Origin of the sequence: Massilia arenae, from assembly GCF_008014745.1 — a bacterium.
Lineage (GTDB): Bacteria > Pseudomonadota > Gammaproteobacteria > Burkholderiales > Burkholderiaceae_D > Telluria > Telluria arenae.
In genome coordinates this window covers 62,543-89,061 of the sequence record NZ_VPFD01000023.1, presented here as the reverse complement: position 1 = coordinate 89,061, position 26,519 = coordinate 62,543, and the positions used below count along the sequence as shown (strand labels likewise).

At 63.8% G+C, this 26,519-nt stretch carries 15 protein-coding genes; 9 read left to right on the top strand and 6 right to left on the bottom strand.

Annotation, left to right across the window (positions count from 1 at the left end; translation table 11 throughout):
• The first annotated feature begins 11 nt into the window (after positions 1-11).
• The 5 genes from glnA (at position 12) to corA (ending at position 5,817) form a co-directional block, all read left to right on the top strand.
• A complete protein-coding gene (gene glnA / locus FVD38_RS19390) occupies positions 12-1,427 on the top strand; it encodes a type I glutamate--ammonia ligase (protein WP_147936338.1) in 1,416 nt (471 codons plus the stop codon).
• A gap of 161 nt (positions 1,428-1,588) precedes the next feature.
• The gene (locus FVD38_RS19385; protein WP_147936337.1) at positions 1,589-2,104 is read left to right on the top strand and encodes a DUF4124 domain-containing protein; all 516 of its coding nucleotides are present in this window, start codon (positions 1,589-1,591) and stop codon (positions 2,102-2,104) included.
• Between the two features lie 11 nt (positions 2,105-2,115).
• The gene (gene glnL, locus FVD38_RS19380; protein WP_147936349.1) at positions 2,116-3,204 is read left to right on the top strand and encodes a nitrogen regulation protein NR(II); all 1,089 of its coding nucleotides are present in this window, start codon (positions 2,116-2,118) and stop codon (positions 3,202-3,204) included.
• A 63-nt stretch (positions 3,205-3,267) separates the two neighbouring features.
• Positions 3,268-4,770: a nitrogen regulation protein NR(I) gene (gene ntrC, locus FVD38_RS19375; protein ID WP_147936336.1), complete on the top strand. Its 1,503-nt coding sequence runs from the start codon at positions 3,268-3,270 to the stop codon at positions 4,768-4,770.
• 78 nt (positions 4,771-4,848) lie between these two features.
• On the top strand, positions 4,849-5,817 hold the full coding sequence (corA, locus tag FVD38_RS19370; protein ID WP_123069502.1) for a magnesium/cobalt transporter CorA: 969 nt from the start codon (positions 4,849-4,851) through the stop codon (positions 5,815-5,817).
• Here the strand turns inward: corA and FVD38_RS19365 are convergent, their stop codons facing one another.
• Both FVD38_RS19365 and FVD38_RS19360 read right to left on the bottom strand, forming a co-directional pair.
• Complete coding sequence (locus FVD38_RS19365) at positions 5,818-6,684, bottom strand: EamA family transporter (RefSeq protein ID WP_147936335.1); 867 nt, start codon at positions 6,682-6,684, stop codon at positions 5,818-5,820.
• Entirely contained in the window at positions 6,681-8,300 is a 1,620-nt protein-coding gene (locus tag FVD38_RS19360; RefSeq protein ID WP_147936334.1) for an NAD(P)/FAD-dependent oxidoreductase, read from the bottom strand. The genes FVD38_RS19365 and FVD38_RS19360 overlap by 4 nt, the downstream gene beginning before the upstream one ends.
• Before the next feature lie 813 nt (positions 8,301-9,113).
• Here FVD38_RS19360 and FVD38_RS19355 point away from each other — a divergent pair.
• A complete protein-coding gene (locus FVD38_RS19355) occupies positions 9,114-12,014 on the top strand; it encodes a TonB-dependent receptor plug domain-containing protein (RefSeq protein ID WP_229493839.1) in 2,901 nt (966 codons plus the stop codon).
• A gap of 149 nt (positions 12,015-12,163) precedes the next feature.
• Here the strand turns inward: FVD38_RS19355 and FVD38_RS19350 are convergent, their stop codons facing one another.
• Positions 12,164-12,889 carry a 16S rRNA (uracil(1498)-N(3))-methyltransferase gene (locus FVD38_RS19350; RefSeq protein ID WP_147936333.1) on the bottom strand — a complete coding sequence of 242 codons (726 nt, stop codon included), beginning with the start codon at positions 12,887-12,889 and terminating at the stop codon, positions 12,164-12,166.
• A gap of 133 nt (positions 12,890-13,022) precedes the next feature.
• Between FVD38_RS19350 and tkt the strand changes: the two genes are divergently transcribed.
• The 3 genes from tkt to FVD38_RS19335 all read left to right on the top strand — a co-directional run bounded on the left by tkt (position 13,023) and on the right by FVD38_RS19335 (position 19,376).
• Positions 13,023-15,020 (top strand): transketolase, encoded by a 1,998-nt coding sequence (tkt, locus tag FVD38_RS19345; RefSeq protein WP_147936332.1) that lies wholly within the window; start codon positions 13,023-13,025, stop codon positions 15,018-15,020.
• A gap of 90 nt (positions 15,021-15,110) precedes the next feature.
• Positions 15,111-16,124: a type I glyceraldehyde-3-phosphate dehydrogenase gene (gene gap, locus FVD38_RS19340; RefSeq protein ID WP_109344797.1), complete on the top strand. Its 1,014-nt coding sequence runs from the start codon at positions 15,111-15,113 to the stop codon at positions 16,122-16,124.
• Between the two features lie 366 nt (positions 16,125-16,490).
• Positions 16,491-19,376, top strand: coding sequence for a TonB-dependent receptor domain-containing protein (locus FVD38_RS19335; RefSeq protein ID WP_147936331.1), 2,886 nt, complete (start codon positions 16,491-16,493; stop codon positions 19,374-19,376).
• A 69-nt stretch (positions 19,377-19,445) separates the two neighbouring features.
• Here FVD38_RS19335 and map read toward each other — a convergent pair whose 3' ends face one another.
• The 3 genes from map to FVD38_RS19320 form a co-directional block, all read right to left on the bottom strand.
• Entirely contained in the window at positions 19,446-20,213 is a 768-nt protein-coding gene (gene map, locus FVD38_RS19330; RefSeq protein ID WP_147936330.1) for a type I methionyl aminopeptidase, read from the bottom strand.
• 156 nt (positions 20,214-20,369) lie between these two features.
• A complete protein-coding gene (locus tag FVD38_RS19325) occupies positions 20,370-23,267 on the bottom strand; it encodes a TonB-dependent receptor domain-containing protein (RefSeq protein WP_147936329.1) in 2,898 nt (965 codons plus the stop codon).
• Between the two features lie 330 nt (positions 23,268-23,597).
• A complete protein-coding gene (locus FVD38_RS19320; protein WP_147936328.1) occupies positions 23,598-26,471 on the bottom strand; it encodes a TonB-dependent receptor plug domain-containing protein in 2,874 nt (957 codons plus the stop codon).
• Positions 26,472-26,519: the final 48 nt, after the last annotated feature.

Genomic DNA, 26,519 nt, shown 5'->3' with positions numbered 1-26,519 from the left:
GGAGATTCCGAATGGCAAAGTCCGCCGCAGATGTAATGCAACTGGTCAAGGACAACGAAGTCAAATTCGTTGATTTACGCTTCGCCGATACCCGCGGCAAGGAACAGCACGTCACGGTCCCGGTGTCGCACTTCGACCTGGACAAATTCGAATCCGGCCACGCCTTCGACGGTTCGTCGATCGCCGGCTGGAAAGGTATCGAAGCCTCGGACATGCTCCTGCTGCCAGACCCGAACACCGCCAACCTCGACCCGTTCATGGAAGAGACCACGCTGTTCATGCAGTGCGACGTCATCGAACCGTCGGACGGCAAGGGCTACGACCGCGATCCGCGCTCGATCGCCAAGCGCGCCGAAGCCTACCTGAAATCGTCGGGCATCGGCGACACCGCCTACTTCGGCCCGGAGCCTGAATTCTTCATCTTCGACTCGATCCGCTGGAAGATCGACATGTCGGGCTGCTTCGTCAAGATCGATTCGGACGAATCGTCGTGGTCGACCGACAAGGAAATCGAAGGCGGCAACAGCGGCCACCGTCCGACCGTCAAGGGCGGTTACTTCCCAGTGCCACCGGTTGATTCGTTCCAGGACATGCGCTCGGAAATGTCGCTGATCCTCGAATCGATGGGCATCCCGGTCGAAGTGCACCACCACGAAGTGGCCGGCGCCGGCCAGAATGAGATCGGCACCAAGTTCTCGACCCTGGTCGAGCGCGCCGACTGGACCCAGAACATGAAATACGTGATCTGGAACGTGGCCCACAGCTACGGCAAGACCGCGACCTTCATGCCGAAGCCGATCAACGGCGACAACGGCTCGGGCATGCACGTGCACCAGTCGATCTGGAAAGACGGCAAGAACTTGTTCGCTGGCGACGGCTATGCCGGCCTGTCGGAAACCGCACTGTTCTACATCGGCGGCATCATCAAGCACGCGCGCGCACTGAACGCGATCACCAACCCGGGCACCAACTCGTACAAGCGCCTGGTGCCGGGCTACGAAGCCCCGGTCAAGCTGGCCTACTCGGCGCGTAACCGCTCGGCCTCGATCCGCATCCCGCACGTGGCGAACCCGAAAGGCCGCCGCATCGAGACCCGCTTCCCGGATCCACTGGCCAACGTCTACCTGTGCTTCGCCGCGCTGATGATGGCCGGCCTGGACGGCATCCAGAACAAGATCCACCCGGGCGAAGCCGCCACCAAGGATCTGTACCACCTGCCACCAGAAGAAGACAAGCTGATCCCGACCGTGTGCGCCTCGCTCGAAGAAGCGCTGGAAGCCCTGGACAAGGACCGCGAGTTCCTGACCCGTGGCGGCGTGTTCAGCGACAGCATGATCGATGCCTACATCGAGCTGAAGATGAACGAAGTGCAGCGCCTGCGCATGACCCCGCACCCTGCCGAATTCGACATGTACTATTCGTCGTAATCGTCTGGCAAGCTGTTGTGCCTACGCATCGCCAAGCTCCACGGTGATGCCATGAAACGCGGGGAAAGCGATGGCTTTCCCCGCGTTTTTTGTTGCTTCGGGTATAGTCGGGCGCGACTACAATGCATCTTTCCGCCGATGCAAGCTACCGAGTGATAGGAATGACAAACATCGTTTTCCACGGCGCCGTGGCCATGTTCGCCCTGCTGTTGTGCGCCTCGGCCCAGGCCCAGATCTACCGCTGCACGGACGCCAACGGGCGCCCGCTGTACACCGACGTCAAGGTCGGCAAGTGCCAGCTGATCGATACCGGCTACAGTTCGCCGCCGGCCGCATCGGCGCCGATTCCGGCCCCCCGTTCGTCGGGCGGATCGGGTTCGGCCAGCGCGCCGGCCCCCGCCGCTGCCAGCACGCCGTCCAGCTTCCCGCGCGTGGACAATGTCGTGCAGCGCGCGCGCGACGACGAGCGGCGCGAGATCCTGGGCGACGAATTGCGCATCGAGGAACGCAAGCTGCTGGACCTGAAAAAGGTGTTCAACAACGGCGAGCCCGAGCGCCAGGGCAATGAGCGTAATTACGCCAAGTACCAGGAACGGGTGGTGACGATGCGCGACGAGATCAGCCGTACCGAACGCAATATCGAGGCGCTGCGGCGCGAGATCGGCAATATCAGATGACCCTGCCACCCATGAACGACGTTCCCGCCTTCGACGCGGGCGATCCGGCGCGCTACGCCGGCCTCGACCTGCTGGCCTCGGCAGTGCTGCTGACCGGCGCCGACGGTGAAGTGCTGTATGCGAACGCCGCCGCCGAGAACCTGATGGAGCTGTCGTTCAAGTCGCTGCAGCGCCATCGCCTGCCCGAGCTGTTCCAGAACGGCGCCGAGCTGGCCGCCCTGATCGGCCAGGCGCTGGCCCACCAGTACGCCGACCTGCGCCAGGACCTGACCCTGCAGCGCAACAACCGCGAGCCGCTGCACGTGAACAGCATCGTCAGCGCACTGGGCGACGGCACCCTCCTGATCGAGCTGCGCGAGAACGTGCAGCAGCTGAAGCTGGACCGCGAAGAGCGCATCCTCGACCAGAGCCAGGCCAACAAGGAACTCATCCGCAACCTGGCGCACGAGATCAAGAACCCGCTGGGCGGCATCCGCGGCGCGGCCCAGCTGCTGGAACTCGAGCTGCCGCCGCACCACCTGCTCGAGCTGCAGGAATACACGCAGGTGATCATCAAGGAAGCCGACCGCCTGCAGACCCTGGTCGACCGCCTGCTGGCGCCACACCGCAAGCCCCACATCGTTGGGGACGTCAATATCCATGAAGTGTGCGAGCGGGTGCGCAGCCTGATCCTGGCCGAATTCCCGCAAGGCCTGACGATCAAGCGCGACTACGACGCCTCGATTCCGGAATTCCGCGGCGATTTCGAGCAGCTGATCCAGGTGGTGCTGAACATCGCCCATAACGCCGCCCAGGCGCTTTCCAGCCGCATGGCGCGGGGCGACGCCGAGATTGTTTTACGCACCCGCGTGGCGCGCCAGGTCACTTTGGCGAAGGTCCGTTACGGGCTGGCATTAGACTTGCATATCATCGACAATGGACCGGGCATCGCGCCCGATATCCGCGACCGCATTTTCTATCCGCTCGTATCCGGGCGTGACGGCGGGAGTGGCCTCGGGCTGACGCTGGCGCAAACCTTCGTGCAGCAGCACCTGGGGGTGATCGAGTGCGAAAGCCGGCCTGGACTGACGGATTTCCGTATCCTGCTGCCCCTGCCATAAGCGCGGGCGAGCAGGGCGCCGACCAGTCCTTTATTGAATCCATGTTGCGGGAAGCACGAATACATGAAACCAATCTGGATTGTCGACGACGACGCATCGATTCGCTGGGTACTCGAAAAAGCCCTGGCGCGCGAAAGCCTGGAGACCCGCAGCTTCGCCAACGCGCGCGAGGCCCTGACCGCCTTTGAAACCGATACTCCGCAGGTGCTGGTATCGGACATCCGCATGCCGGGCGAATCCGGCATCGACCTGCTGCAGGCCGTCAAGGCCCGCCATCCCGGCCTGCCGGTCATCATCATCACCGCCTTCTCGGACCTCGATTCGGCGGTGTCCTCATTCCAGGGCGGCGCCTTCGACTACCTGGCCAAGCCCTTCGACATCGACAAGGCGGTGGCGCTGATCCGGCGCGCCCTCGAGGAGAGCCTGCGCGAAGCCAGCGTCGAGGCGCTGCCGGCCGAGACGCCCGAGATCCTGGGCCATGCGCCGGCGATGCAGGAGGTGTTCCGCGCCATCGGCCGCCTGTCGCAATCGAATGTGACGGTCCTGATCACGGGCGAGTCGGGCACCGGCAAGGAGCTCGTGGCGCGCGCGCTGCACAAGCACAGCCCGCGCGCGCAGCAACCCTTCATCGCCCTGAACACCGCTGCGATCCCGAAGGACTTGCTGGAATCGGAACTGTTCGGCCACGAGCGCGGCGCCTTCACCGGCGCCCAGGCCATGCGGCGCGGCCGCTTCGAGCAGGCCGAGGACGGCACACTGTTCCTCGACGAGATCGGCGACATGCCGTTCGATCTGCAGACGCGGCTTCTGCGCGTGCTGTCCGACGGCCACTTTTATCGCGTGGGCGGCCACCAGCCGGTGAAGGCCAATGTGCGCGTGATCGCGGCCACCCACCAGAACCTCGAGCAGCGCGTGCGCGACGGCCTGTTCCGCGAAGATTTATATCACCGCCTGAACGTGATCCGCCTGCGCCTGCCGTCCCTGCGCGAGCGCAGCGACGACATCCCGATCCTTACGCGCCACTTCCTGGTGCAAAGTGCACACCAATTGGGCGTCGAACCGAAGCGCATGAGCGAGCAGGCGATGCGTTTCCTGTCCGGTCTCGAACTGCCGGGCAATGTGCGCCAGCTGGAAAACCTGTGCAACTGGATCACCGTGATGGCGCCCGGCCAGACGGTCGAGGTCAAGGACTTGCCGCGCGACCTGACCCAGGGCCAGGCCGGGGCCGGCGTCAATCCGGTGCCGCTGTCCGACGGCATGGTGGGGGCGGGCGCACTGCCGGTGGCCGGCGCCGGTGGCATCGTCATGCAGGTTGCGGCGCAGGCGCCGCAAACGCCCGACGGCTGGATCGACCTGCTCGAGCTGCAGGCGGCCGGCATGCTCAGTGCGGGGCAGATGGACGTGATGGATATCCTGGGACGCCAGTTCGAGTCGGCCCTGATCAGGACAGCCCTCAAGCATACGCACGGCCGCAAGAACGACGCCGCGATGCGGCTCGGGATCGGGCGCAACACCATCACGCGCAAGATCGTGGAGCTGGGGATCGACGGCGCGCGCGAGGAATGACGCCGTCGTAAAGTGTGATGGTGGAAAGGACGGCCGGTGGTGTAAGCTCCTGCATCGCCCGCTCTACCTTTTCACCTCATGCTGATCAACTGCGTCGCCTACCAGGAAGGCAAGAAACTGTGTGATATCCCGGTCGAGGATATCAGCGAATACCTGAAACAGGACGACACCTTCGTCTGGGTCGCCCTGCGCGACCCGGCGCCCACCGACATCACCCTGATGCAGGAAGAATTCGGCCTGCACGAACTGGCGGTCGAAGACGCGCTGCGCGGCCACCAGCGGCCCAAGCTGGAGGAATACGGCGACTCGCTGTTCGTCGTGGTCCAGATCGTGGAGCTGGCCGGGGACGAACTGAACGTCGGCCAGCTGGCCGTGTTCGCCGGCGAGAACTATGTGCTGTCGGTGCGGCGCGACGCCAACCAGGGTTTCCTGGGCGTGCGTGCGCGCGCCGAGCGCGAGCCGCATCAACTCAAGAAGGGCGCCGGCTTCGTGCTGTATGCGCTGGTCGACGCCGTGGTCGATCGCTACTTCCCGGTGGTCGACATGCTCGAATCCGAGCTCGAATCGATCGAGGACCACATCTTCGGCATGCAGGGCAAGCAGCGCGCCAACGTCGAGCGCCTGTATGAGCTCAAGCGCAAGGCGCAGACCCTGCGCCACGCCGTGGTGCCGCTGATGGACGCCGTCGGCCGCCTGTACGGCGGCCGGGTGCCGGGCGTGGTGGTCGAGACCCAGGATTACTTCCGCGACGTGCACGACCACCTGTACCGCATCGCCGGCCGCCTGGACGCGGTGCGCGACACGATCAACACCGCGATCCAGGTGACGCTGTCGATGGTGGCGATCGAGGAGAACGAAGTCAGTAAAAAGCTGGCCTCGTACGCCGCGATCTTCGCCGTGTTCACGGCCTTCGCCGGGGTGTGGGGCATGAACTTCGAGTTCATGCCGGAGCTGAAGTGGAAGTGGGGCTATCCGCTGGCGCTCCTGACCATGGTGGGCGTGTGCGCCTACCTGTACCGGCGGTTCAAGAAGGCCGGCTGGTTGTAATCACCGTCGATCGGCGGTTGCCGCCGCGCCGGCGCAAGCCAGCGTCACCAGGCCGATCGCCAGCCATTGCACGGTCGTGAGCCGTTCGCCCAGCAGCAAAAAGCCCGCCAGCGCCGCCACCGCGGGACCGGCGCTGACCAGGATCCCGAACACGCGCTGCGGCAGGCGCTTGAGCGCCTTCATCTCGAGCGTATAGGGCAGGGCCGACGACAGCAGCGCCACCGCCAGGCCGCCGCCCAGCACCGCGGGCGCCAGCAGGTCGCCGCCGGCGTGCGTCACGCCGAACGGCACCACGAACACGCAGGCCGCCAGCAGCCCCCAGGACACGGCCTGGCCGCCATTGAGCATTGATACCCGCTTGCCGAACACGATATACATCGCCCAGCAGAACGCCGCGGCCAGCGCATAGGCGATACCGACCGGGTCCAGCGCGGCGCTGCTGGCCGCTGTCGGCAGCAGCAGCCATAATCCCGCGCCGGCGAGGATCACCCACAGGAAGTCGCGCGCGTGGCGCGAGGACAGGATCACGACCGCCAGCGGCCCGGTGACTTCGATCGCGACCGCGATCCCGAGCGGGATGCGTTCGAAGGAGCGGTAGATGAACAGGTTCATCGCCCCCAGCATCACGCCATAGATGACGATGTTCGGGATGTCGGCGCGGCGCAGCGTGAAACGCCAGGGCCGCACCAGCACCAGCAGGATCAGGGCCGACAGCCCGACCCGCAGCGCCACCACGCCGGCGCTGCCGACCGCCGGGAACAGGCCCTTGGCCCAGGCGGCGCCGGCATTGACCGACACCAGCGAACCCAGGATCGCCAGCGCGGGCGCGGCGACGCCGTGGGGCGTGACGTCGGCGCGGCCTGTCACTTGGCCGCCATCGCTATGGCCACCGCCTCGGCCACGCGGATGCCGTCCACCGCGGCCGACATGATGCCGCCCGCGTAGCCGGCGCCTTCGCCGGCCGGGAACAGGCCGCGCGTGTTCAGGCTTTGCAGGTCGTCGTTATTGCGCCTGATGCGGATCGGCGACGAGGTGCGGGTCTCGACGCCGGTGAGCACCGCGTCTTCCTTGTAATAGCCCTTGATCTGCTTGTCGAAGGCGACGAAGGCTTCGCGCATCGCCACGATCGCGTAGTCCGGCAGCGAGGTCGCCAGGTCGGTCAGGTGGACCGCCGGACGGAAAGACGGGGTGACCGAACCGAATTCGGTCGACGGCCGGCCCTTGACGAAGTCGCCCATCAGCTGGCCCGGCGCGTCATAGGTGCCGCCGCCCAGCACGAAGGCGCGCGATTCGAGTTCGCGCTGAAAGTCGATGCCGGCCAGCGGGTGGCCCGGATAGTCGTCGGGCGTGATGCCGACCACGATCGCGCTGTTGGCGTTGCGCTCGGCGCGCGAATACTGGCTCATGCCGTTGGTGACGACGCGGCCTTCCTCGCTCGATGCGGCGACCACGGTGCCGCCCGGGCACATGCAGAAGCTGTAGACCGAGCGCCCATTGGATGCGTGGTGCACGATCTTGTAGTCGGCCGCGCCGAGGATCTTGTTGCCGGCGTTGGGGCCGAAGCGGCAGACGTCGATCAGCGACTGCGGGTGCTCGACCCGGAAGCCGATCGAGAACGGCTTGGCTTCGATGTACACGCCGCGGTCGTACAGCATCTGGAAGGTGTCGCGCGCGCTGTGGCCAATCGCCATCGCCAGGTGGCGGGTCGCGATCTCTTCGCCATCGGCCAGGCGCACGCCGACCACCTGGCGCACGCCGCCGGTTTCCTCGATCAGCACGTCGTCGACGCGCGTCCCGAAACGGATCTCGCCGCCGAGGCGGACGATCTCGGCCCGCATCTGCTCGACCATCTTGACCAGGCGGAAGGTGCCGATGTGCGGCTTGCTGACGTACATGATCTCTTCGGGTGCGCCGAAGCGCACGAATTCGGTCAGCACCTTGCGGCCGTGGTGGTTGCTGTCCTTGATCTGGCTGTACAGCTTGCCGTCCGAGAAGGTGCCGGCGCCGCCTTCGCCGAACTGCACGTTGGACTCGGTATTGAGCTTGCGCTTGCGCCAGAAGCCGAAGGTGTCGACGGTGCGCTCGCGCACGATCTTGCCGCGCTCGAGGATGATCGGATTCAGGCCCATTTGCGCCAGGATCAGCGCCACGAACAGGCCGCAGGGGCCGGTGCCGACCACCACCGGCCGCGGGGTGCCCGGCGCCGGCTTGTTGACCTGCACGAACTTGTAGTCGACATCGGGCGAGGGCATCACGTGCTGGTCGCTCTTGAGGCGCGCCAGCACCGCCGCTTCGCCGCGCACTTCGGCGTCGATCGAATAGATCAGCACGATGGCGGCCTTCTTGCGCGCGTCGTAGCTACGCTTGTAGACGCTGAAGTCGACCAGGTCGGCGTCCGGCACGCCGAGACGGGCCAGGATGGCTTCGCGCAGGGCCGGTTCGGGGTGGTTCAGGGGGAGTTTGAGTTCGTTAATACGCAGCATGGGAGGGTGGTTGCTGGTGAGGCAACAAAATGTAGGCGGGCAAACCGCTATTTTACCTCGGCGGCAGGGCATCGGACGGGTTGGCTTCAGTGCCTCGGCTGGGCCGAGTGCATCACCGCTTTAGGCCTCGGTGTGCTGCCGCGATATCCCGGAATGGAGGCTGAAGTTTTATTTTTGTTGAGTGATAGTGATCGGAAACGACATTCTGTATGGTTTACGCAACCACGCCAAAGCATTCTACAAATCCTCTACAACTTAGTTTGAATGCATACGATGTAAATAATGTTTGGAGCGCAATCGGGAAAAGCTGTGGCCGGTATGCCGCCGTTCATGTATGCACTACGTATGAAACTATCGTCAATACAATGATTTAGCGCAGATTTGCGACGGTGTTGCCGATTTCATCGTGCATACCTGTCTTGGCGTCTTATCAAGAACCGACTGTGCTTATTAAAATTTCATTCTGGAAATCTGTTGTATTTAACACTCTGCACGCCCTGTGTCTCATTGACACTTTTCCGCGCCCTATGTTTTTATATGCTCACTTAAATAACGTTTGATTTAATAACAAACGCTAATTGAGGCTGTTCGTCCTTAATATCTGGAATGCATATAACGCATCGCCGTGAATGCGGACATATGCAGACATCGTATTCAGACGCACGAAAGTCCATCCTCTTCCTGGCCGCGCGCGCTGGGGCATGGTTTCGGCGAGGAGCCATGCCGGCTGCAGGCGGAGAGGATGCCGCACATTGTCGGTACCAATGTTGCGGCAGGCACCCACTCACAAGAAAAGCACAAGGAGAAGTACACATGATGTTGAAACTCAAGTCGATGCCCTTTGCGATCGCCTGCGCGATCGCCAGTGGCGCCCTGATCGGCGCAGCGCCGGCCATGGCTCAGTCCCAGCAGGGCAACGCCGAGGCAAGCCCGCAGCGTGTGGTGGTGACCGGCTCGCTGATCAGCCGCACCAATACCGAAACGCCGACCCCGATCCAGGTGTTGACCGCGGCCGATATCCAGAAGAGCGGCAAGACCTCGGTCGCCGAACTGCTGACCGACCTGGCCGCCAACGGCGCCGGCACCCTGGGCACCGGCTTTGCCGGCGCCTTCGCCAACGGCGCATCGGGTATCTCGCTGCGCGGCCTGACCGTCGGCGCCACCCTGGTGCTGATCGACGGCCACCGCATGGCGCCGTATCCGCTGTCGGACGACGCCCAGCGCTCCTTCGTCGACGTGTCGGCGATCCCGTTCGACGCCATCGAGAGCATCGAAGTGCTGAAAAGCGGCGCTTCCTCGCTGTACGGCTCCGACGCGATCGCGGGCGTGATCAACATCAAGCTCAAGAAAAACCTGAACGGCACCCGCCTGTCGGCCGAAGTGGGCGACACCCAGCACGGCGGCGGCAAGACCAAGCGCGCCTCGATCAGCACCGGCATCGGTGACCTGGGCGCCGATGGCTACAACGCCTTCATCACCGCCGAGTACCGCAAGCAGGATCCGATCTACGTGGCCGACCGCGAAAACTTCGGCTACGCCAACCGCGACTGGCGCGCACGCGGCGGCAACGACCTGACCCTGGGCGTGCCGACCAACATCAACAACTTCCTGACCGCGTCGAGCAGCCCCTTCCTGTACAACCCGGCCAATCCGAACAACCCGGCGGGCGTGACGAACGTCAACAACCCGGCCAACTACCAGTTCCTGGATCCGAACTGTAACTTCACCAAATATCGCGCCGGTGGTTGCTCGGTGCGCGATACCGAATCGTTCATCCAGCCGCCAACCGAGAACGTCAACGTCCTGGTCGGCATGACCAAGAAGCTGAGCGAAGACTGGGAAGTGCAGTTCAAGGGCTCGCTGTTCCGCCGCGAAAGCACCAACAACCGCAACGGCGCGGGCACCTCGCCGCTGCAGTTCAATCCGACCGCCTTCAGCGGCACCACCACCCTGGTCGACGGCGTGCTGACCCCGCGCGTGGGCGCTGTGCCGGACACGACCTTCGCACCGGGCGCCCAGGTCGGCGCCAACGTCACCAATCCGTTCGGCCAGAATGCCCGCCTGTACGGCTTCATCCCGGATATCGGCGCCGCCCTGACCACCAAGAACGAGTCGACCGCGACCCGCTTCTCGGCAGACCTGATCGGCAGCGCCTATGGTTGGGACGTGACCGCCTCGGTCGGCGCCACCAAGGTCAAGAACGACCTCGACTATAGCGGCTACGTCAACCGCAACGCGCTCTACGCCGCACTGCGTAACGGCACCTTCAATGTGCTGGGCAACAACTCGCCGGCCGTCATGAGCCAGGTGTCGCCGCGCTTCAGCAACAAGATCGAGTCGACCCTGAATTACGCCGACCTGATCGGTTCGCGCGAGCTGCTGTCGAGCTTTGGCGCCGGTCCGCTCAACTTCGCGGCCGGCCTGCACTGGCACAAGCGCGAGCAGGATGCGCCACCGTCGAGCCTGACGGCCAACGGTTCGGTCGCCAACACCTCTGCCTTCACCATCGGCGAAGAGACCAACAAGGCTGCCTTCGCAGAGTTGCAAGCGACCCCGATCAAGAACGTCGAAGTCGGCCTGGCCGGCCGTTATGACCACTACGACACCTACGGCCGTTCGTTCACGCCGTCGGCCAACTTCAAGTGGACGCCGAGCCAGCAGATCGGCCTGCGCGGCACCTTCGCGCGCGGCTTCCGCGCGCCGGCCCCGGCCGAGGTCGGCAATGCGGGTTCCTTCTTCACCTTCAATGCGATCAGCGACCCGATCCTGTGCGCCAACGGCAGCCAGACCACGGCCGGCAACGTGCCGTCGGCCTGCTCGTTCAGCCCGCCATACGTCCAGACCACCAATCCTGACCTGCAGCCCGAGAAGTCGAAGTCGTACACCTTCGGCGTCATCCTCGAGCCAATGCGCGGCCTGAACATGACCCTGGACTACTACAAGATCCAGATCAAGAACCTGATCGTGACCCAGGCCGGCAACGATCCGAGCTTCACCCCGACCTGGGTGCGCGGCCCGGCGGCGCCGATCGACATCGCGACCGGCTCCGGCAACACCACCGCGGTGGGCACGCCTGCCGCCGGTCCGATCCTGTACGGCCTGTCGCCGTACATCAATGCCGGCAGCACCGAGACCCACGGCATCGAAGCGGACGTGCGCTATCGCTGGCGCCTGGGCGATATGGGCACCATCACGGCCAACCTGAGCGCGGCTCACGTGTTCGGCTATGAGACCGAAGTGGCGGGCGCCAGCTACCAGCTGGCCGGTACCCAGGGTCCATCGTCGGTCGGCGGCGCCACCGGCAACCCGAAAGACCGTGCCCAGTTCACCCTCGGCTATGCCCGCGGCCCGCTGGACGTGACCGCCACCGTGAACTACACGAGCGGCTTCTCGACCTTCGACCCGGCCCTGGGCGAGACCGATTGCGCCTCGACCGGCACCAACGTCGGCGGCCGTCCTTACTTCCAGGGCCTGGTCCAGCCGGCATGGTACTGCGACGTGTCCTCGTTCACCTCGACCAACCTGAACGTGAGCTACAAGGTCACCGAGAACCTGACCATCCGCGGCGCGATTCTGAACCTGTTCGACAAGGAAGCCCCGTATGACGTCGCCACCTACGGCAACGCGGGCAACCAGACCTCGTACAACGCCTCGCTGCACCAGCCTGGCGCGGTGGGTCGCTTCTTCAGCCTGGGCGCGAACTATACGTTCTAAGTCTTAGGCCAGCTGCCTCAGCACGTCGTTCCCGCGTAGGCGGGAACCTAAGGTTGCAAGCGTTTCGACACGCAAGCAGTACTTGGGTTCCCGCCTTCGCGGGAACGACGTTTTTTTACGTTAACAATAGAATGTATTTGGCGGACCGCTCAGATCCCGCCCCAGGCCCCGGCCAGCACCGCCAGCGCCGCCAGGCCGGCGGTCTCGGTGCGCAGCACGCGCGGTCCCATCGACAGGGACAGGGCGCCGGCGGCAATGGCCGCGGCTTCTTCTTGCGGCGTGAGGCCGCCTTCGGGGCCGATCAGGAAAGTTACCGGCTGCGGCGCATTGGCGCGTGCCCAGCCGGCCAGCGATTCGGTCGCGCGCGGGCTGAGCAGGATGCGCACGCCCCCGGCCGGCGCCGCCAGCCACGGCTGTACGTCGGCCAGCGGATGCAGCCGCGCCAGCCGGTTGCGGCCGCACTGCTCGGAGGCGGCCACGATCACGCCCTGCCAGTGGGCCTGCCGTTTCTCGGCCCGCTCGCCGGTCAGGCGCACCACGCTGCGCTGCGCGGCCAGCGGCTGGATCGCGGCCACGCCCAGTTCGACCGCCTTTTCCACGATCCAGTCCATCTTCGAGCCTTCCGGCAAGCCCTGGGCCAGGGTGACGGGGTAGGGCGCCTCGGCCTCGGCGTCCTCGAAGGCGTCGACCGTCGCGGTGGCGCGACGCTTGCCGGTTTCCAGCAGGGTGGCGCGGTACTGGCCGCCTTCGCCATTGAACAGGGTGAGCGCCGCGCCCGGCTGCAGGCGCACCACGTGCAGGTGGTGGGCGACGGCTTCCGGCAGGTCGACGCTCGCGCCGATGGCGAGCGGCTGGGGGCAATAAAAACGGGGCATTCTGTGGGTGCGCAGCGTGGGCTTGCGTTAAAGGAATAAACCTGCATTTTAAATCGGCCGCACCCCGGTCTGGTAGAATAACGGGCTACGGCCTCGCGGGCCATCGCTTTCCTATCCCTGATCCACGATCTCCATGAAATCTACGCAAACCACCACCCTGATGGCCAACGCGATCCGCGCGCTGGCGATGGACGCCGTCCAGAAAGCCAACTCGGGCCACCCGGGCATGCCGATGGGCATGGCCGAGATTGCCGTCGCACTGTGGGACAAGCACTACCGCCACAATCCGGCCAATCCGGGCTGGTCGAACCGCGACCGCTTCCTGCTGTCGAACGGCCACGGCTCGATGCTGCACTATGCGCTGCTGCACCTGGCCGGCTACGACCTGTCGATGGACGACCTGCGCGACTTCCGCCAGATGCACTCGAAGACCCCGGGCCACCCGGAAGTCGGCATCACCCCGGGCGTGGAGACCACCACCGGTCCGCTGGGCCAGGGCATCGCCAACTCGGTCGGCATGGCGCTGGCCGAATGGCTGCTGGGTAACGAGTTCAACCGTCCAGGCTACGACGTGGTGGATCACTACACCTACGCCTTCCTGGGCGACGGCTGCCTGATGGAAGGCATCTCGCACGAAGTGGCGTCGCTGGCCGGCACCCTGCGCCTGAACAAGCTGATCTGGCTGTACGACGACAACGGCATCTCGATCGACGGCCGCGTGGAAGGCTGGTTCACGGACGACACCCAGGAACGGTTCAAAGCATATGGCTGGAACGTGATTCCGAAGGTCGACGGCCACAGCGTGAAAGACATCGACGCGGCCATCGAGCAGGCGAAACAGTCGGATCGTCCGACCCTGATCTGCTGCAAGACCATCATCGGCAAGGGCGCCCCGAACCTGGAAGGCGGCGACAAGGTCCACGGCGCGCCGCTGGGCGACGCCGAGATCGCTGCCGTGCGCAAGCACCTGATCTGGGATCCGATCCCGTTCGACATCCCGGCCGAGCTGTACGAAGCCTGGGACGCGAAAGAACGCGGCGCGCAAGCCGAAGGTGAATGGAACACGCTGTTCGCGGCCTACCGCGGCGCCCACCCCGAGCTGGCTGCCGAATTCGAGCGCCGCATGAAGGGCGACCTGCCGGCCGATTTCAGCAAGACCCTGGACGCGGCGATCGCCGCCTGCGTCGACAAGGCCGAGACCATCGCCACCCGCAAGGCCTCGCAGAACGCGATCCAGGCCCTGGCCCCGGTGCTGCCTGAATTCCTGGGCGGCTCGGCCGACCTGACCGGCTCGAACCTGACCAACTGGAAGGAATCGGTGCCTGTGCGTTCGGGCATCGCCGGCAACCACATCAACTACGGCGTGCGCGAATTCGGCATGTCGGCGATCCAGAACGGCGTGGCCCTGCACGGCGGCTTCATCCCGTTCGGCGCGACCTTCCTGACCTTCTCGGACTACAGCCGCAATGCCCTGCGCATGGCTTCCCTGATGAAGATCCGTTCGATCTCGGTGTTCACCCACGATTCGATCGGCCTGGGCGAAGACGGCCCGACCCACCAGTCGATCGAGCACGTCTCGTCGCTGCGCCTGATTCCTGGCCTGGACAACTGGCGTCCATGCGACACCGTCGAATCGGCGGTGGCGTGGGGCGCGGCGGTGCAGCGCAAGGACGGTCCATCGACCCTGATCTTCTCGCGCCAGAACCTGCCGTTCATGGCGCGTGAAGCGGCGCAAGTGAGCGACATCGCCAAGGGCGGCTACGTGCTGCGCGACAGCGCCGACGCCAAAGTCATCCTGATCGCCACCGGTTCCGAGGTCGAACTGGCAGTCAAGGCGGCCGACGCGCTGGCAGGCGAGGGCATCGCCGCACGCGTGGTCTCGATGCCGTCGACCGACGTGTTCGATCGCCAGGACGCCGCCTACAAGGCAAGCGTCCTGACCAAAGGCGTGCCGCGCGTTGCCATCGAAGCCGGCGTGACCGCCTTCTGGTACAAGTACGTGGGCCTGGAAGGCGCCGTGGTCGGCATCGACACCTTCGGCGAATCGGCGCCGGCGCCGGTGCTGTTCAAGCACTTCGGCTTCACCGTCGAGAACGTCGTCGCGAAAGCGAAAGAAGTTATCGCAGCATAAGCATTCGCTGCATGCGGGCTGCTCCTGAAGGGGTGGCCCGTTTTACTATGTTCGTTACGAAAAAAGTTTTTTTCTAATCAGGAGCACAGCATGACGATCAAAGTTGCAATCAATGGTTATGGCCGTATCGGCCGCAACGTCCTGCGCGCCTTCTATGAAGGCGGCAAGAAACAAGACATCCAGATCGTGGCGATCAACGACCTCGGCAACGCCGAATCGAACGCCCACCTGACCCGCTACGACACCGCCCACGGCAAGTTCCCGGGCACCGTCACGGTCGAGGGCGATAACATGATCGTCAATGGCGACAAGATCCGTGTGTTCGCGCAGCGTAACCCGGCCGAGATCCCATGGGGTGAGCTGGGCGTGGACGTCGTCCTGGAATGCACCGGCTTCTTCACCACCAAAGAGAAAGCCTCGGCCCACCTGAAGGGCGGCGCCAAGAAGGTCATCATCTCGGCACCGGGCGGCAAGGACGTCGACGCGACCGTCGTGTTCGGCGTGAACCAGGACGTGCTGAAGTCGACCGACACCGTGATTTCGAACGCTTCGTGCACCACCAACTGCCTGGCCCCGCTGGTCAAGCCGCTGCATGACGCCATCGGCCTGGAAACCGGCCTGATGACCACCGTGCACGCCTACACCAACGACCAGGTGCTAACCGACGTGATGCACGAAGACCTGCGCCGCGCCCGTTCGGCTACCCAGTCGATGATCCCGACCAAGACCGGCGCCGCTGCCGCGGTCGGCCTGGTGCTGCCGGAACTGAACGGCAAGCTGGACGGCTTCGCGATTCGCGTGCCGACCATCAATGTGTCGATCGTCGACCTGTCGTTCATCGCCAAGCGCGACACCACGGTCGAAGAGATCAACGAGATCATGAAGAAGGCCGCAGCCGAAGGCCCGCTGAAGGATATCCTGACCTACAACACCGATCCGCTGGTCTCGGTCGACTTCAACCACAACCCGGCATCGTCGAACTTCGACGCCACGCTCACCAAGGTCTCGGGTCGCCTGGTGAAAGTGACTTCGTGGTACGACAACGAGTGGGGCTTCTCGAACCGTATGCTCGACACCACTGTCGCGCTGATGAACGCCAAGTAATCAGCCCGGCCGTCATCCCAGCCCTGGACGCCATTGCGGTGTCCAGGGCTTTTTTTTCGTCCATCGCCTTTTTTGCAAAAGGTCACATGGTTTTTGATATTTCACAAATATACATATAACTAGCGTACTTGCGGGCGGAAGATGGAGCTCAAAATTCAACGCTTATGCCAAATAAATTATAAGAGAATTCGGTTTTTGTTTAATAAAGTTTGATGTTATATATTTACAACAGAATTTATGTTGCACGGGTAGATTGTTAAACATCCAGTTTCCTTTCCGGCATTCGTCTGAGAGACTGCGTTGATGTATGTATCCATGCATACATGACGCAGGTCTAAAAAAACGACAAACGCAGAGAGCAAAACAATGAAACAGCCACTCTTGAAGTACAGCGTCATCGCCGTCGCCACGGCGCTTTCAGCCGCACCTTTCGCCGCGGCGCAAAACACCGGAACCGAGGGCGCGCAAACCGTGTACGTCACCGGGTCCAACCTGAAGCGCACCGACAAGGAAGGCACACAGCCGATCCAGGTCATCACGGCCAAGGATATCCGCGAGACCGGCGCCGCGACGGTCACCGAACTGATCCGCCTGGTGCCCGCGATGGGCAGCGACGTCAATCTCGACACCAACGACGGCGGCTTTTCGCGCGGCGTCTCGAGTGCGTCGCTGCGCGGCCTGTCGTCGACCTCGACCCTGGTGCTGCTCAACGGCCGCCGCATGGCGCCGGCCGCCTATGCCGATCCGAACGACGGCAATTCCACCCTGTACGACCTGAACTCGATCCCGATCGCGGCCCTCGAGCGGGTTGAGATCCTGCGCGACGGCGCCTCGGCCGTGTACGGTTCGGATGCGATCGGCGGCGTGATCAACTTCATCACCCGCTCCAACTACAATGGCGCCGAGATCTCGGCGCGCGCCAGCGCCAATGACGACGGCAAGTTCAAGCGCAAGGGCGTGAACGTGGTGGCCGGCACCGGCGACCTGGAGTCCGACGGCTACAATGTGTTCTTCACGGCCGACCTGTCCGAGCGCGACCGCGTGCTGCGCGAAGACGTCAAGGACATCGAGTTCGACCAGTACCGCCGCCTGTCGAACCGCTACGCCACGCCCTACGGCAGCACGATCTCGGGCTCGCCCATCTTCTACCGCGAGACCGCGCCGGGCTCCGGCCAGTTCACCGCCACCCAGGCCAATGCCGCCGACCGCCTGCGCGTGACCACCAATTGCGATCCGTCGCGCCAGCTGGTCGGCTCGACCTCGATGGGCCTGGCCGCCACCAGCGTCTTCATCGGCCGCACCTTCTGCAACTACGACACCAACCAGAACCTGGAAGGCACGGGCGAGGGCAAGGATGCCAATCTCCTGACCCGCGGCGCCATCAAGCTCGGGCCGAACGTACGCGCCTTCGCCGAAGCGGCCTATGCCCGCACCGAGCGTCAGTACACGACCAGCCCGATCACGATCAACACCACGCCGGTGACCAACTTCACCGCCACCGGCGTGGCCCCGAGCTACCAGACCATCCTGCCCGCCGGCCACCCGGACAACCCGTTCCCGAATGCGCGCGCCTCGGTCGCCTACCGCTTCGAGAATGCGCCAACCGGCACCGAGACCATCAACGAACAGGCCAGGTTCCTCACCGGCCTGCAGGGCACGCACTTCAACTGGGACTGGGAAGTCGGCCTGCTGTACAACGAGGCGCGGCGCGAAGACACCTATAACGGCCGGCTCTACCTGCCGGCGCTGCGCACGCTGAACGAGGGCGCCACCCTGGCCCAGTTGTCGAACAATCCGGACCTGTTCCGCAGCACCAGCAGCGACGACAAGTCGTCGATTACCCACTTCGACGTGAAGGCGACTACCACGTTCGGCCAGTTGCAGGGCGGCGCGATCGGCGTCGCGGTGGGCGCCGAGGCGCGCCGCGAAAAACTGGTCATGGTGCCCAACGCGCTGCTGTCGTCGGGCCAGATCTACGGCCTGGCCAACACCATCATCGACGGCGAGCGCGACGTCAAGTCGGCCTTCGTCGAGGTGCGCACGCCGTTCTTCACCAACTTCGAGATGGATTTCGCCGGCCGCTGGGACAAATACCCGGGCATCAAGACCAATTTCGTGCCGAAGGTCGGCGCCAAGTGGACTGCCACCAGCAGCCTGGCCTTGCGCGGCACCTATTCGGAGGGCTTCCGCGCACCGGCCCTGTCGCAGGTGACGCCGGGCGGCGCCCAGTTCTTCCTGACCGGGCTGTTCGATCCAAAACGCTGCGAGACCGACGAGGAAACGCCGAAACCCAACGCCACCGAGGCGGACTGCAACAAGTCGGCCTCGGGCACGGGCGGCGCCAACCCCGACCTGCGGCCGGAAGAGTCGAAGAGCTACACCTTCGGCATCCTGTTCTCGCCAACCCCGAACTTCGACATCGGCCTGGATTTCTACAAGATCCGCAAGGAGGGCGAAGTCGCGCTGGGCTCGGCCTTCGACGCGCTGCGTAACGAGGACAGCAACCCGGGCCTGGTCGTGCGCGACCAGAATGAGGCCAATTTCGTCACCGACGCCAACGGCCTGCCGATCCCGGGCACCGGACCGTTGCTGATGGTGCGCGAGCCGTGGCTGAACAAGGGCTCGGTCGAAGTGCGCGGCGTCGACATCGACATGGCCTTTCGCAAGAACCTGGGTGAGTGGGGCAATTTCACCGCCAAGCTGACCTCGGCCTATATGCACTCGTACACCCTGCAGCAGGAAGCTGGCGACGCCGAGCACAACCTGGTGGGCTACAGCGCCGGCCTGCTGGACTGGAACCTGTCGAACGGCATCGACCTGCCGCGCTGGAAGACGCAGGTGTCGGCCTCGCTGACCAAGGGCAATCACGCCTTCAGCGCCAACGTCAACTACACCGGTCCGGTCTCGCTGCTGCGCAAGTACGACAATGACACCGTGTATGACCAGGCGTTCTGCCACTACCAGCCGGCGACCAGCCCGAGCATGCCGAGCGCCAGCATCGCGGTGCCGGGTTATCTCGGCGAGTTCCCGGACTGCAAGGTCAAGGAGTGGGTGCGTTTCGGCGTCGGCTACACCTATACCGGTGTCAAGAACCTGGCGCTGACCTTCAACGTCCAGAACCTGTTCGACAAGGCTGCGCCGTTCGACCCGCGCTACGGCGCCAACAACGGCGCCCCGCTGGCCGGCTACAACGAAGGATTGCACAATCCTTACGGCCGCTATTTCACGGCATCGGCGCGCTACAGCTTCTGATGGCCAGGTGATGTCCGTCGCCTGAAAAAAGAAACCCGGCCATGGCCGGGTTTCCGTTATCGACGTGCCTTATTTCGCGTCCGGCCAGGGCGTCAGGATCTCGAAGCCGTTCTTCGTCACCACGATCATGTGTTCCCATTGCGCCGACAGCGAACCGTCGCGCGTCAGCACGGTCCAGCCGTCATCGAGCTGGATCACGTCTTCCTCGCCAATATTGATCATCGGCTCGACCGTGAAGGTCATGCCTTCCTTGAGCAGCAGGCCGGTGTTCGGGCGGCCGTAGTGCAGCACCTGCGGCTCTTCGTGGTAGACGCGGCCGATGCCGTGGCCGCAGTAGTCGCGCACCACCGAGTAGCCGGCGCCTTCGGCCAGCTTCTGGATCGCGTGGCCGACGTCGCCCAGGCGCGCGCCCGGACGCACGGCGCGGATCCCGGCCATCATCGCTTCATAGGTCGTGTCGACCAGCTTTTTTGCTTCAGGACTTGGCGTGCCGGCGAAGTACATGCGGCTGGTGTCGCCGTGCCAGCCGTCCTTGATCACGGTGACGTCGATGTTGACGATGTCGCCGTCCTGCAGCACGTCCTTCTCGCTCGGGATGCCGTGGCAGACCACGCCGTTGATCGAGGTGCACAGGGTCTTGGGAAAGCCGTGATAGCCGACGTTGGCCGGCGTGGCCTTCTGCACCTTGCGGATGTAGTCGTGGCAGCGGCGGTCGAGTTCTTCGGTGGAGACGCCGGGCACGACGTATTGCTTGATCATTTCCAGCACTTCGGCGGCGAGGCGGCCGGCAACGCGCATCTTGGCGATGTCTTTATCGTTCTTGAGTTTGATGGTCATACAGAGGGGAAGGGGGCGGCGCGTGGCGCGGGCAAACCGCCATGATACCGCGTCGGCGGCGGCAGGGTGGGGCGACCATGTAAAAAATGCCCGCCCGGCAAGGCCGGACGGGCATTCACTGAACTTTTCAGGAAGGGGTCTTGCGACCCCGTTCCATTAGAAGTTCTGGGTGTAGCGGACGTAGAAGAAGCGGTCCAGCGAGGTATCTGCATCCACCGAAGCTGCCGACGCTTGCGTGTTGTACACGGTGCGTGGCGACTTGTCGAAGACGTTGTTGATACCGAACAGGATGCGGCCGTCCCAGCTGGTCTTGTAGTTCACGCTGACGTCGTGGATCGTGACCGAACCCAGTTTGTTGGCGCCGGTACCGAAGGTCGCTTCGTAGTCAGGCATATTGCACTCGATGGTCGAGGTGTAGCAATTGTCCTTCACTGGGCTGTAGTAACGGAAGCCCCAGGTGGCGCCCCAGTTGCCCAGTGCCCAGTCGACGTTGGTGTTCGACTTCACGCGGTTGTAGAAGTACTCGCCGGCGTAGTTGTTCCACTCCGAATCGGCGCCGCTGCGGGTACGGAACTTGTCGACGTACGAGGTTTCGTTACGCAGGTTGAACTGGCCGTAGGCGGTGCGTGGCAGGCGATAGTTGATCGCCAGGTCCAGGCCTTCGGTTTCCATGTTACCCAGGTTGGCGTTACCGCGCGACAGCGTCGTGATCTGGCCCGAGACCGGGTCGCGACGGATCGCCGAGCAGAAGTTCGAGCTGCCGTTGATGAAGCACTCGTTAGCAACGTAGGTTGCGCTGATCGCGGTGATGCGGTTTTCGATCTGGATGTTGTACCAGTCCAGGCCAACGCTGAAGCCAGGAATGAACGACGGGCTGTACACGAAGCCGACGGTGCGGGTCTTCGCGGTTTCAGGTTCCAGGAAGGCATTGCCGGCGCCGGTGTTGAAGGCGACGGTCGACTGGACGCCGACGGCGCTCGGGATCGGGGTGCCGGCCTGGTTCACCTGGCGATAGGTGGCGCTGGTGCCCGATGCCAGGCAACGTGCCTGGACAGCTGGGTCACGCGATGCTTCGCCGTACTGGGTGTCGCAAGGATCCAGGAAGGTGTCGAACGACTGCGAGCCGCCACCGAAGGTGTCGCCCAGGGTTGGAGCGCGGAAGCCCTCAGCCCAGGTGCCGCGAACCAGCAGGTCGTTGACCGGCTTGTACATGAAGCTGACCTTGCTGTTGTTGGTCACGCCGAAGTTGCTGTAGTCCGAGTGGCGGGTGGCCACGTTGAAGCTCAGCAGGTCTGCGAACGGCAGGTCTTTCAGGACCGGGATGTTCAGCTCAGCGTAGGCTTCACGCACGGTGTAGCGGCCGTAGGTGGCATTGCCAGCCAGGTCGGTCGAGTAGCCCGATTGCTCGAACTGGCCTGGAACTTCCTGGCCCTTGACTTCGCGGTGCTCGATACCGACTGCCAGGCCCAGCGCGCCGGCTGGCAGCTGGAACAGTTCACCGGCGATATCGGCGGTGGCGCTGTTGACGGTCGAACCGTAGGTCGACTGGCCGGTCGAGTTGACGTAGGCCAGCGCTTCCGGGGTCGAAGCCGATGGGCCGCCCAGGATGTTGAACGGCACGCACGACGACAGGCCGATCGGATCGTCCGGGGTACCGCACTGCACGACGCCGGCGGCGTTCATGAACGACGGGCCCAGGGCGCGCTTCAGGTTCAGCAGGTTGATGTTACCGGTGCCGAATTGCGAGCCGGACACTTTGCTGTGGTTGTAGCCAGCGCTCCAGTTCCACGCCAGGTCCTTGACCATGAAGTCACCCTCGAGGGTGGCATCGACGTGCAGGGTGCGGTTTTCGGTCTCGGTGACACGCTTGAGCTCGATGGTACGACGGGCGAAGAACAGGTCTTGGCCCAGGCCGGCGCCGGCGACTTGATTGCCGTACGGGTTGTAGTAGTTGTTCGCGTCGATGTAGACCGGGTAGTTCGGCTGGCTGATCGAGGTCAGCGGGTAGCCGGCGACCGTCTGCGTCGCGCTACGCTGCGAGTACATGGCGGTGGTCTTGAAGCGCATGTCTTTCGGCAGCGCGATCTCGCCTTTGACGAACAGGGTGTCGAGCTTGCTTGGGATCAGCAAGTCCATGTCCTGGGTCGAGTTGTAGCGATCCTCGATCTGGTTGTTGTATGCGTGGTAGTTGTTCGGGTTGCGCGAATCGGTGCCCACGCCCTGGCCGTCGAAGCTGCCGGTGTGGTTGATGACCTGGTTGAAGCTGCCAGGGCCGGTCGACAGCGAACCGCCACTCAGCGGGTTGACCGGGGTGATGCGACCCCAAGGACCAGCGCCCAGACCGTCAAATGGATGGGCAGGACCGTTGGTGTACGAGCTGATGGCGCGGGTCATGGTGCCCACGCGGCCCGATTCGGTGTGCGACAGGCCGAACATCAGCGAGGCCTTTTCATCGCCTGCGCCGTAGCTCAGCGAGAAGTCCTTGTTCTTGCCGTCGTTCTTTTCGTTCTGGCCGGTGTAGATGGACAGCTGGCCGCCCTGCATGTTCTTCTTCAGGATGATGTTGATCACGCCTGCGATCGCGTCCGAGCCATAGATTGCCGAGGCGCCATCCTTCAGGATTTCCATGCGCTCGATCATCGACGACGGGATGGTCGACAAGTCGGTGAAGCCATCGACCGACTGGGTCCAGCGCTTGCCGTCCACCAGGACCAGCAGGCGGTTCGAGCCCAGGTTACGCAGGCTGACGTACTGGCCGCCGATTTCGCTGTTCGAAGTCAGCGAACCCGAGCGGGAGAAGTCAGGTGCGCCTGCCGACGACAGGTTGTTCAGGATTTCACCAACAGTGACCAGACCAGTTTTTTGGATCTGTTCCTGGTTCATGATCTGGATCGGCTGTGCGGTTTCCAGGTCGACTTGGCGGATACGGGAACCGGTCACTTCGACGCGCTGTAGCGGCGCCGATGCTTCCTGTGCGACCGCTGCGGTCATGCCGAGGGTCATGCCGCCGAGGCAGATCGCGCGGACCGACCGGGACAAGAGTGTTTCCATCATGTTGCAAACTCCTAGGGGTGAAAACGCGGCGGCACCATGGGAAGGGCACTGCCACCGAAAATGTCGCGAAGCGACTACCTGAAAAACGCCAACTTATTGGTTTAACGAGTTTTCAAGTCAGCAATAAAAACATTCGCGGCGCATCACTGTCAATGCATATACGCATGTATGACAAATGTGTTGCAGAAATGTGTATTTACCCGTTGGCAATGTTGCAAGTAATTGACTATGCAGTCAATAATTGATCTAAATTTGGCAATGCGTAAAAAAACCCGCCCGGCTTGCGCCGGACGGGTTTTTTGCGCAATTAAATTGCTTGAGACTTGAAGCTTAGAACGCCTGGTTGTAGCGAACGTAGAAGAAGCGGTCGATCGGCAGTTCCGGCGACACCGACGACGACGACGAGTTGCCGCCAGTTGCCGAACCTGCGCTGTAGTTGATTTCAGGCTTCTTGTCGAAGACGTTGTTCGCGCCGAACAGGAGCTTCGCGTTCCACGGCAGCGCATAGCCGACCGACATGTCGCCGTACCACATCTCGCCATGACGGTTGTAGCCGGTGCCCCAGCTGGCCGCTGCGGTTGGATCCGAGCAGTAGATGGCCTGGGTCGCCGAGTAGCAGCGATTCTTCTGGCTGCTGTAGAAGCGGGCGGTGAAGGTGGCGCTCCAGTTGCCCATGCTCCAGTCGAGCGAGGTGTTCGACTTCACGCGGTAGATGTCGTATTCGCCGGCGTATTCGACCCATTCGGTGTCCAGGGTCGACTGCTGCTTGTACGAATCGGTGTACGTCGATTCGCTGCGGATGCTGAACTGGCCGAAGCGGGTGCGTGGCAGGCGGTAGTTGATCGCCACGTCGACGCCTTCGGTCTCGACCTTGCCGCGGTTGGTGTTACCGATTTGCAGGTCGACCACCTGGCCGGTCGTGTCACGCTTGATCAGCGAGCAGAAGTTCGACACGTTGTTGACGTAGCACTCTTCCAGGGTGTTGGTCGCCGACACGCCGGTGATCAGGTTCTCGATGCGGATGTTGAACCAGTCCACGGACACCGACAGGCCAGGCACGGCCGACGGGCTGATGACCAGGCCCAGGGTGCGGGTCTTGGCCGATTCCGGCTCCAGGAAGGCATTGCCGGCGCCGGTGGTGAATGGGAACGGCGTCTGGGCGCCGGTCGCGCCGACGTCGGCGCCGGTCTGGTTCTTCTGGCGGAAGCCGGCCGGCACGCCGGCGGCCGCGCAGCGGGACGCGACGGTCGGGTTGCGCGCCGCTTCGCCGTGCAGGCTGTCGCACACGTCCAGGTAGCTGGCGAAGGTCTGCGAGCCGCCGCCGAAGGTGTCGCCCAGGGTCGGCGAGCGGAAGCCTTCGGCATAGGTACCGCGGGTCAGCACGTCGCGCACCGGTTTCCACATGAAGCTGAACTTGCTGTTGGTGGTCGAGCCGAAGTTCGAGTAGTCCGAGTAGCGGGTCGCCGCGTTCAGGCTCAGCAGTTCAGCGAACGGCACGCCTTTCAGCAGCGGCACGTTGGCTTCCAGGTAGGCTTCGCGCACGGTGTAGCGGCCGTAGGTCGCGTTGCCGGCCAGGCTGGACGAGTAGCCGGACTGTTCGAACTGGCCCGGAACGTCCTGGCCGCGCACTTCACGGTACTCGAAACCGCCCGCGACGCCCACGCCACCGGCTGGCAGCTGGAACAGTTCGCCGGTCAGGTCGGCGGTGGCGCTGTTGACGGTCGAGCCGTAGGTAGCCTGCGCGGTGGACATCACATAGGCCAGCGCTTCCGGCGTCGAGGCCGATGGGCCGCCCAGGATGTTGAACGGCACGCAGGCGGCCAGGCCGATCGGCGCGTCAGGGGTGCCGCACTGCACGACGCCCGAGGCGTTCATGAACGATGGACCCAGGGCTTTCTTCAGGTTCAGCAGGTTCAGGTCGCCGTAGCCGCGGACCGAGCCTTCGACTTTGCTGTGGTTGTAGCCGACGCTCCAGTTCCACGGATTGTTGGCGATGGCGAATTCGCCTTCCAACGTCGCGTCGATGTGCAGGGTGCGGTTGGTATTGTCGGTCACGCGCGGCACGTCGATGGTGCGGCGGTAGAAGAACAGGTCCTGGCCGTTGCCGGCGCCGGCGACCGAGTTGCCGTACGGGTTGTAGTAGCTGCCCTTGTCGACATAGACCGGGTAGGCCGCCTGCGAGGTCGAGCTCAGCGGATAACCGGCGACGCTACGCGACGACTGGCGGTCGGCATACATCGCGGTGGTCTTGAAGTTCATATTCCACGGCAACGCCACTTCGCCCTTGACGAAGATCGAGGTCAGCTTGCTCGGCGTCAGGAAGTGCATCTGGCTCGTCGAGTTGAACAGGTCGTTTACGTTGTTCGCGAACGTGTGGTAGTTGTTGGGATCGCGGGAATCGGCGCCGACGCCATCGCCCAGGGGACCGCCGGTATGGTTGATGACGCGGTCGAAGCCGGTCGGACCGCCGGTCGCGCTGACCTGGCGGATGCGGCCCCATGGGCCAGTTCCCAGGCCGATGTTCGCGCGCTCAGGGCCGTTGGTGCTGGCGGTGATGTCGCGGGTCTTGGCCCAGACCGGACCCTGGTCGGTATGGGTCAGGCCGAACAGCAGCGAAGCCTTGTCGTCGCCGGCGCCGTAGGAGATCGAGTAATCCTTGGTCTTGCCGTCATTCTTTTCGTTCTGGCCGTGGTAGATGCTGGCCTGGCCGCCCTGCATGGATTTCTTCAGGATGATGTTGACCACGCCCGAGATCGCGTCCGAACCGTAGATCGACGAGGCGCCGTCCTTCAGGATCTCGACGCGTTCGATCAGTGCCGACGGGATGGTCGACATGTCGGTATAGCCGTTGACCGACTGGCTCCAGCGCTTGCCATCGACCAGCACCAGCAGGCGTTGCGAGCCGAGGTTGCGCATGTCGAGGAACTGACCGCCCTGTTCGCGGCCTGCGCCGAGTGCCGTGCCCTTGCTGAACGCCGGAACGCCCGCCGAGGACATGCTGTTGATGATGTCACCGACGGTGACCAGGCCGCTCTTCTGGATCTGTTCCTGGCTCATCACCTGGACCGGCTGTGCGGTCTCGAGGTCGACCTGGCGAATGCGGGAACCGGTCACTTCGACGCGCTGCAGTGCTTCCTGCGCGATGGCGCTCATTGCCGGCAGCGCAAGCGCGACGGCCAATGCGATCTTCGTTCGTTGTTGCATGTGCTCTCCATCCTGCATTCCACGGGTGTGGAACGACTTTTTATGATT

What these genes read in the sequence shown, in the direction of transcription:
- glnA (WP_147936338.1), top strand. Translation starts at nt 12, where the DNA reads ATGGCAAAGTCCGCCGCAGATGTAATGCAACTGGTCAAGGACAACGAA.
- FVD38_RS19385 (WP_147936337.1), top strand. Translation starts at nt 1,589, where the DNA reads ATGACAAACATCGTTTTCCACGGCGCCGTGGCCATGTTCGCCCTGCTG.
- glnL (WP_147936349.1), top strand. Translation starts at nt 2,116, where the DNA reads ATGAACGACGTTCCCGCCTTCGACGCGGGCGATCCGGCGCGCTACGCC.
- ntrC (WP_147936336.1), top strand. Translation starts at nt 3,268, where the DNA reads ATGAAACCAATCTGGATTGTCGACGACGACGCATCGATTCGCTGGGTA.
- corA (WP_123069502.1), top strand. Translation starts at nt 4,849, where the DNA reads ATGCTGATCAACTGCGTCGCCTACCAGGAAGGCAAGAAACTGTGTGAT.
- FVD38_RS19360 (WP_147936334.1), bottom strand. Translation starts at nt 8,300, where the DNA reads ATGCTGCGTATTAACGAACTCAAACTCCCCCTGAACCACCCCGAACCG.
- FVD38_RS19355 (WP_229493839.1), top strand. Translation starts at nt 9,114, where the DNA reads ATGATGTTGAAACTCAAGTCGATGCCCTTTGCGATCGCCTGCGCGATC.
- FVD38_RS19350 (WP_147936333.1), bottom strand. Translation starts at nt 12,889, where the DNA reads ATGCCCCGTTTTTATTGCCCCCAGCCGCTCGCCATCGGCGCGAGCGTC.
- tkt (WP_147936332.1), top strand. Translation starts at nt 13,023, where the DNA reads ATGAAATCTACGCAAACCACCACCCTGATGGCCAACGCGATCCGCGCG.
- gap (WP_109344797.1), top strand. Translation starts at nt 15,111, where the DNA reads ATGACGATCAAAGTTGCAATCAATGGTTATGGCCGTATCGGCCGCAAC.
- FVD38_RS19335 (WP_147936331.1), top strand. Translation starts at nt 16,491, where the DNA reads ATGAAACAGCCACTCTTGAAGTACAGCGTCATCGCCGTCGCCACGGCG.
- map (WP_147936330.1), bottom strand. Translation starts at nt 20,213, where the DNA reads ATGACCATCAAACTCAAGAACGATAAAGACATCGCCAAGATGCGCGTT.
- FVD38_RS19325 (WP_147936329.1), bottom strand. Translation starts at nt 23,267, where the DNA reads ATGATGGAAACACTCTTGTCCCGGTCGGTCCGCGCGATCTGCCTCGGC.
- FVD38_RS19320 (WP_147936328.1), bottom strand. Translation starts at nt 26,471, where the DNA reads ATGCAACAACGAACGAAGATCGCATTGGCCGTCGCGCTTGCGCTGCCG.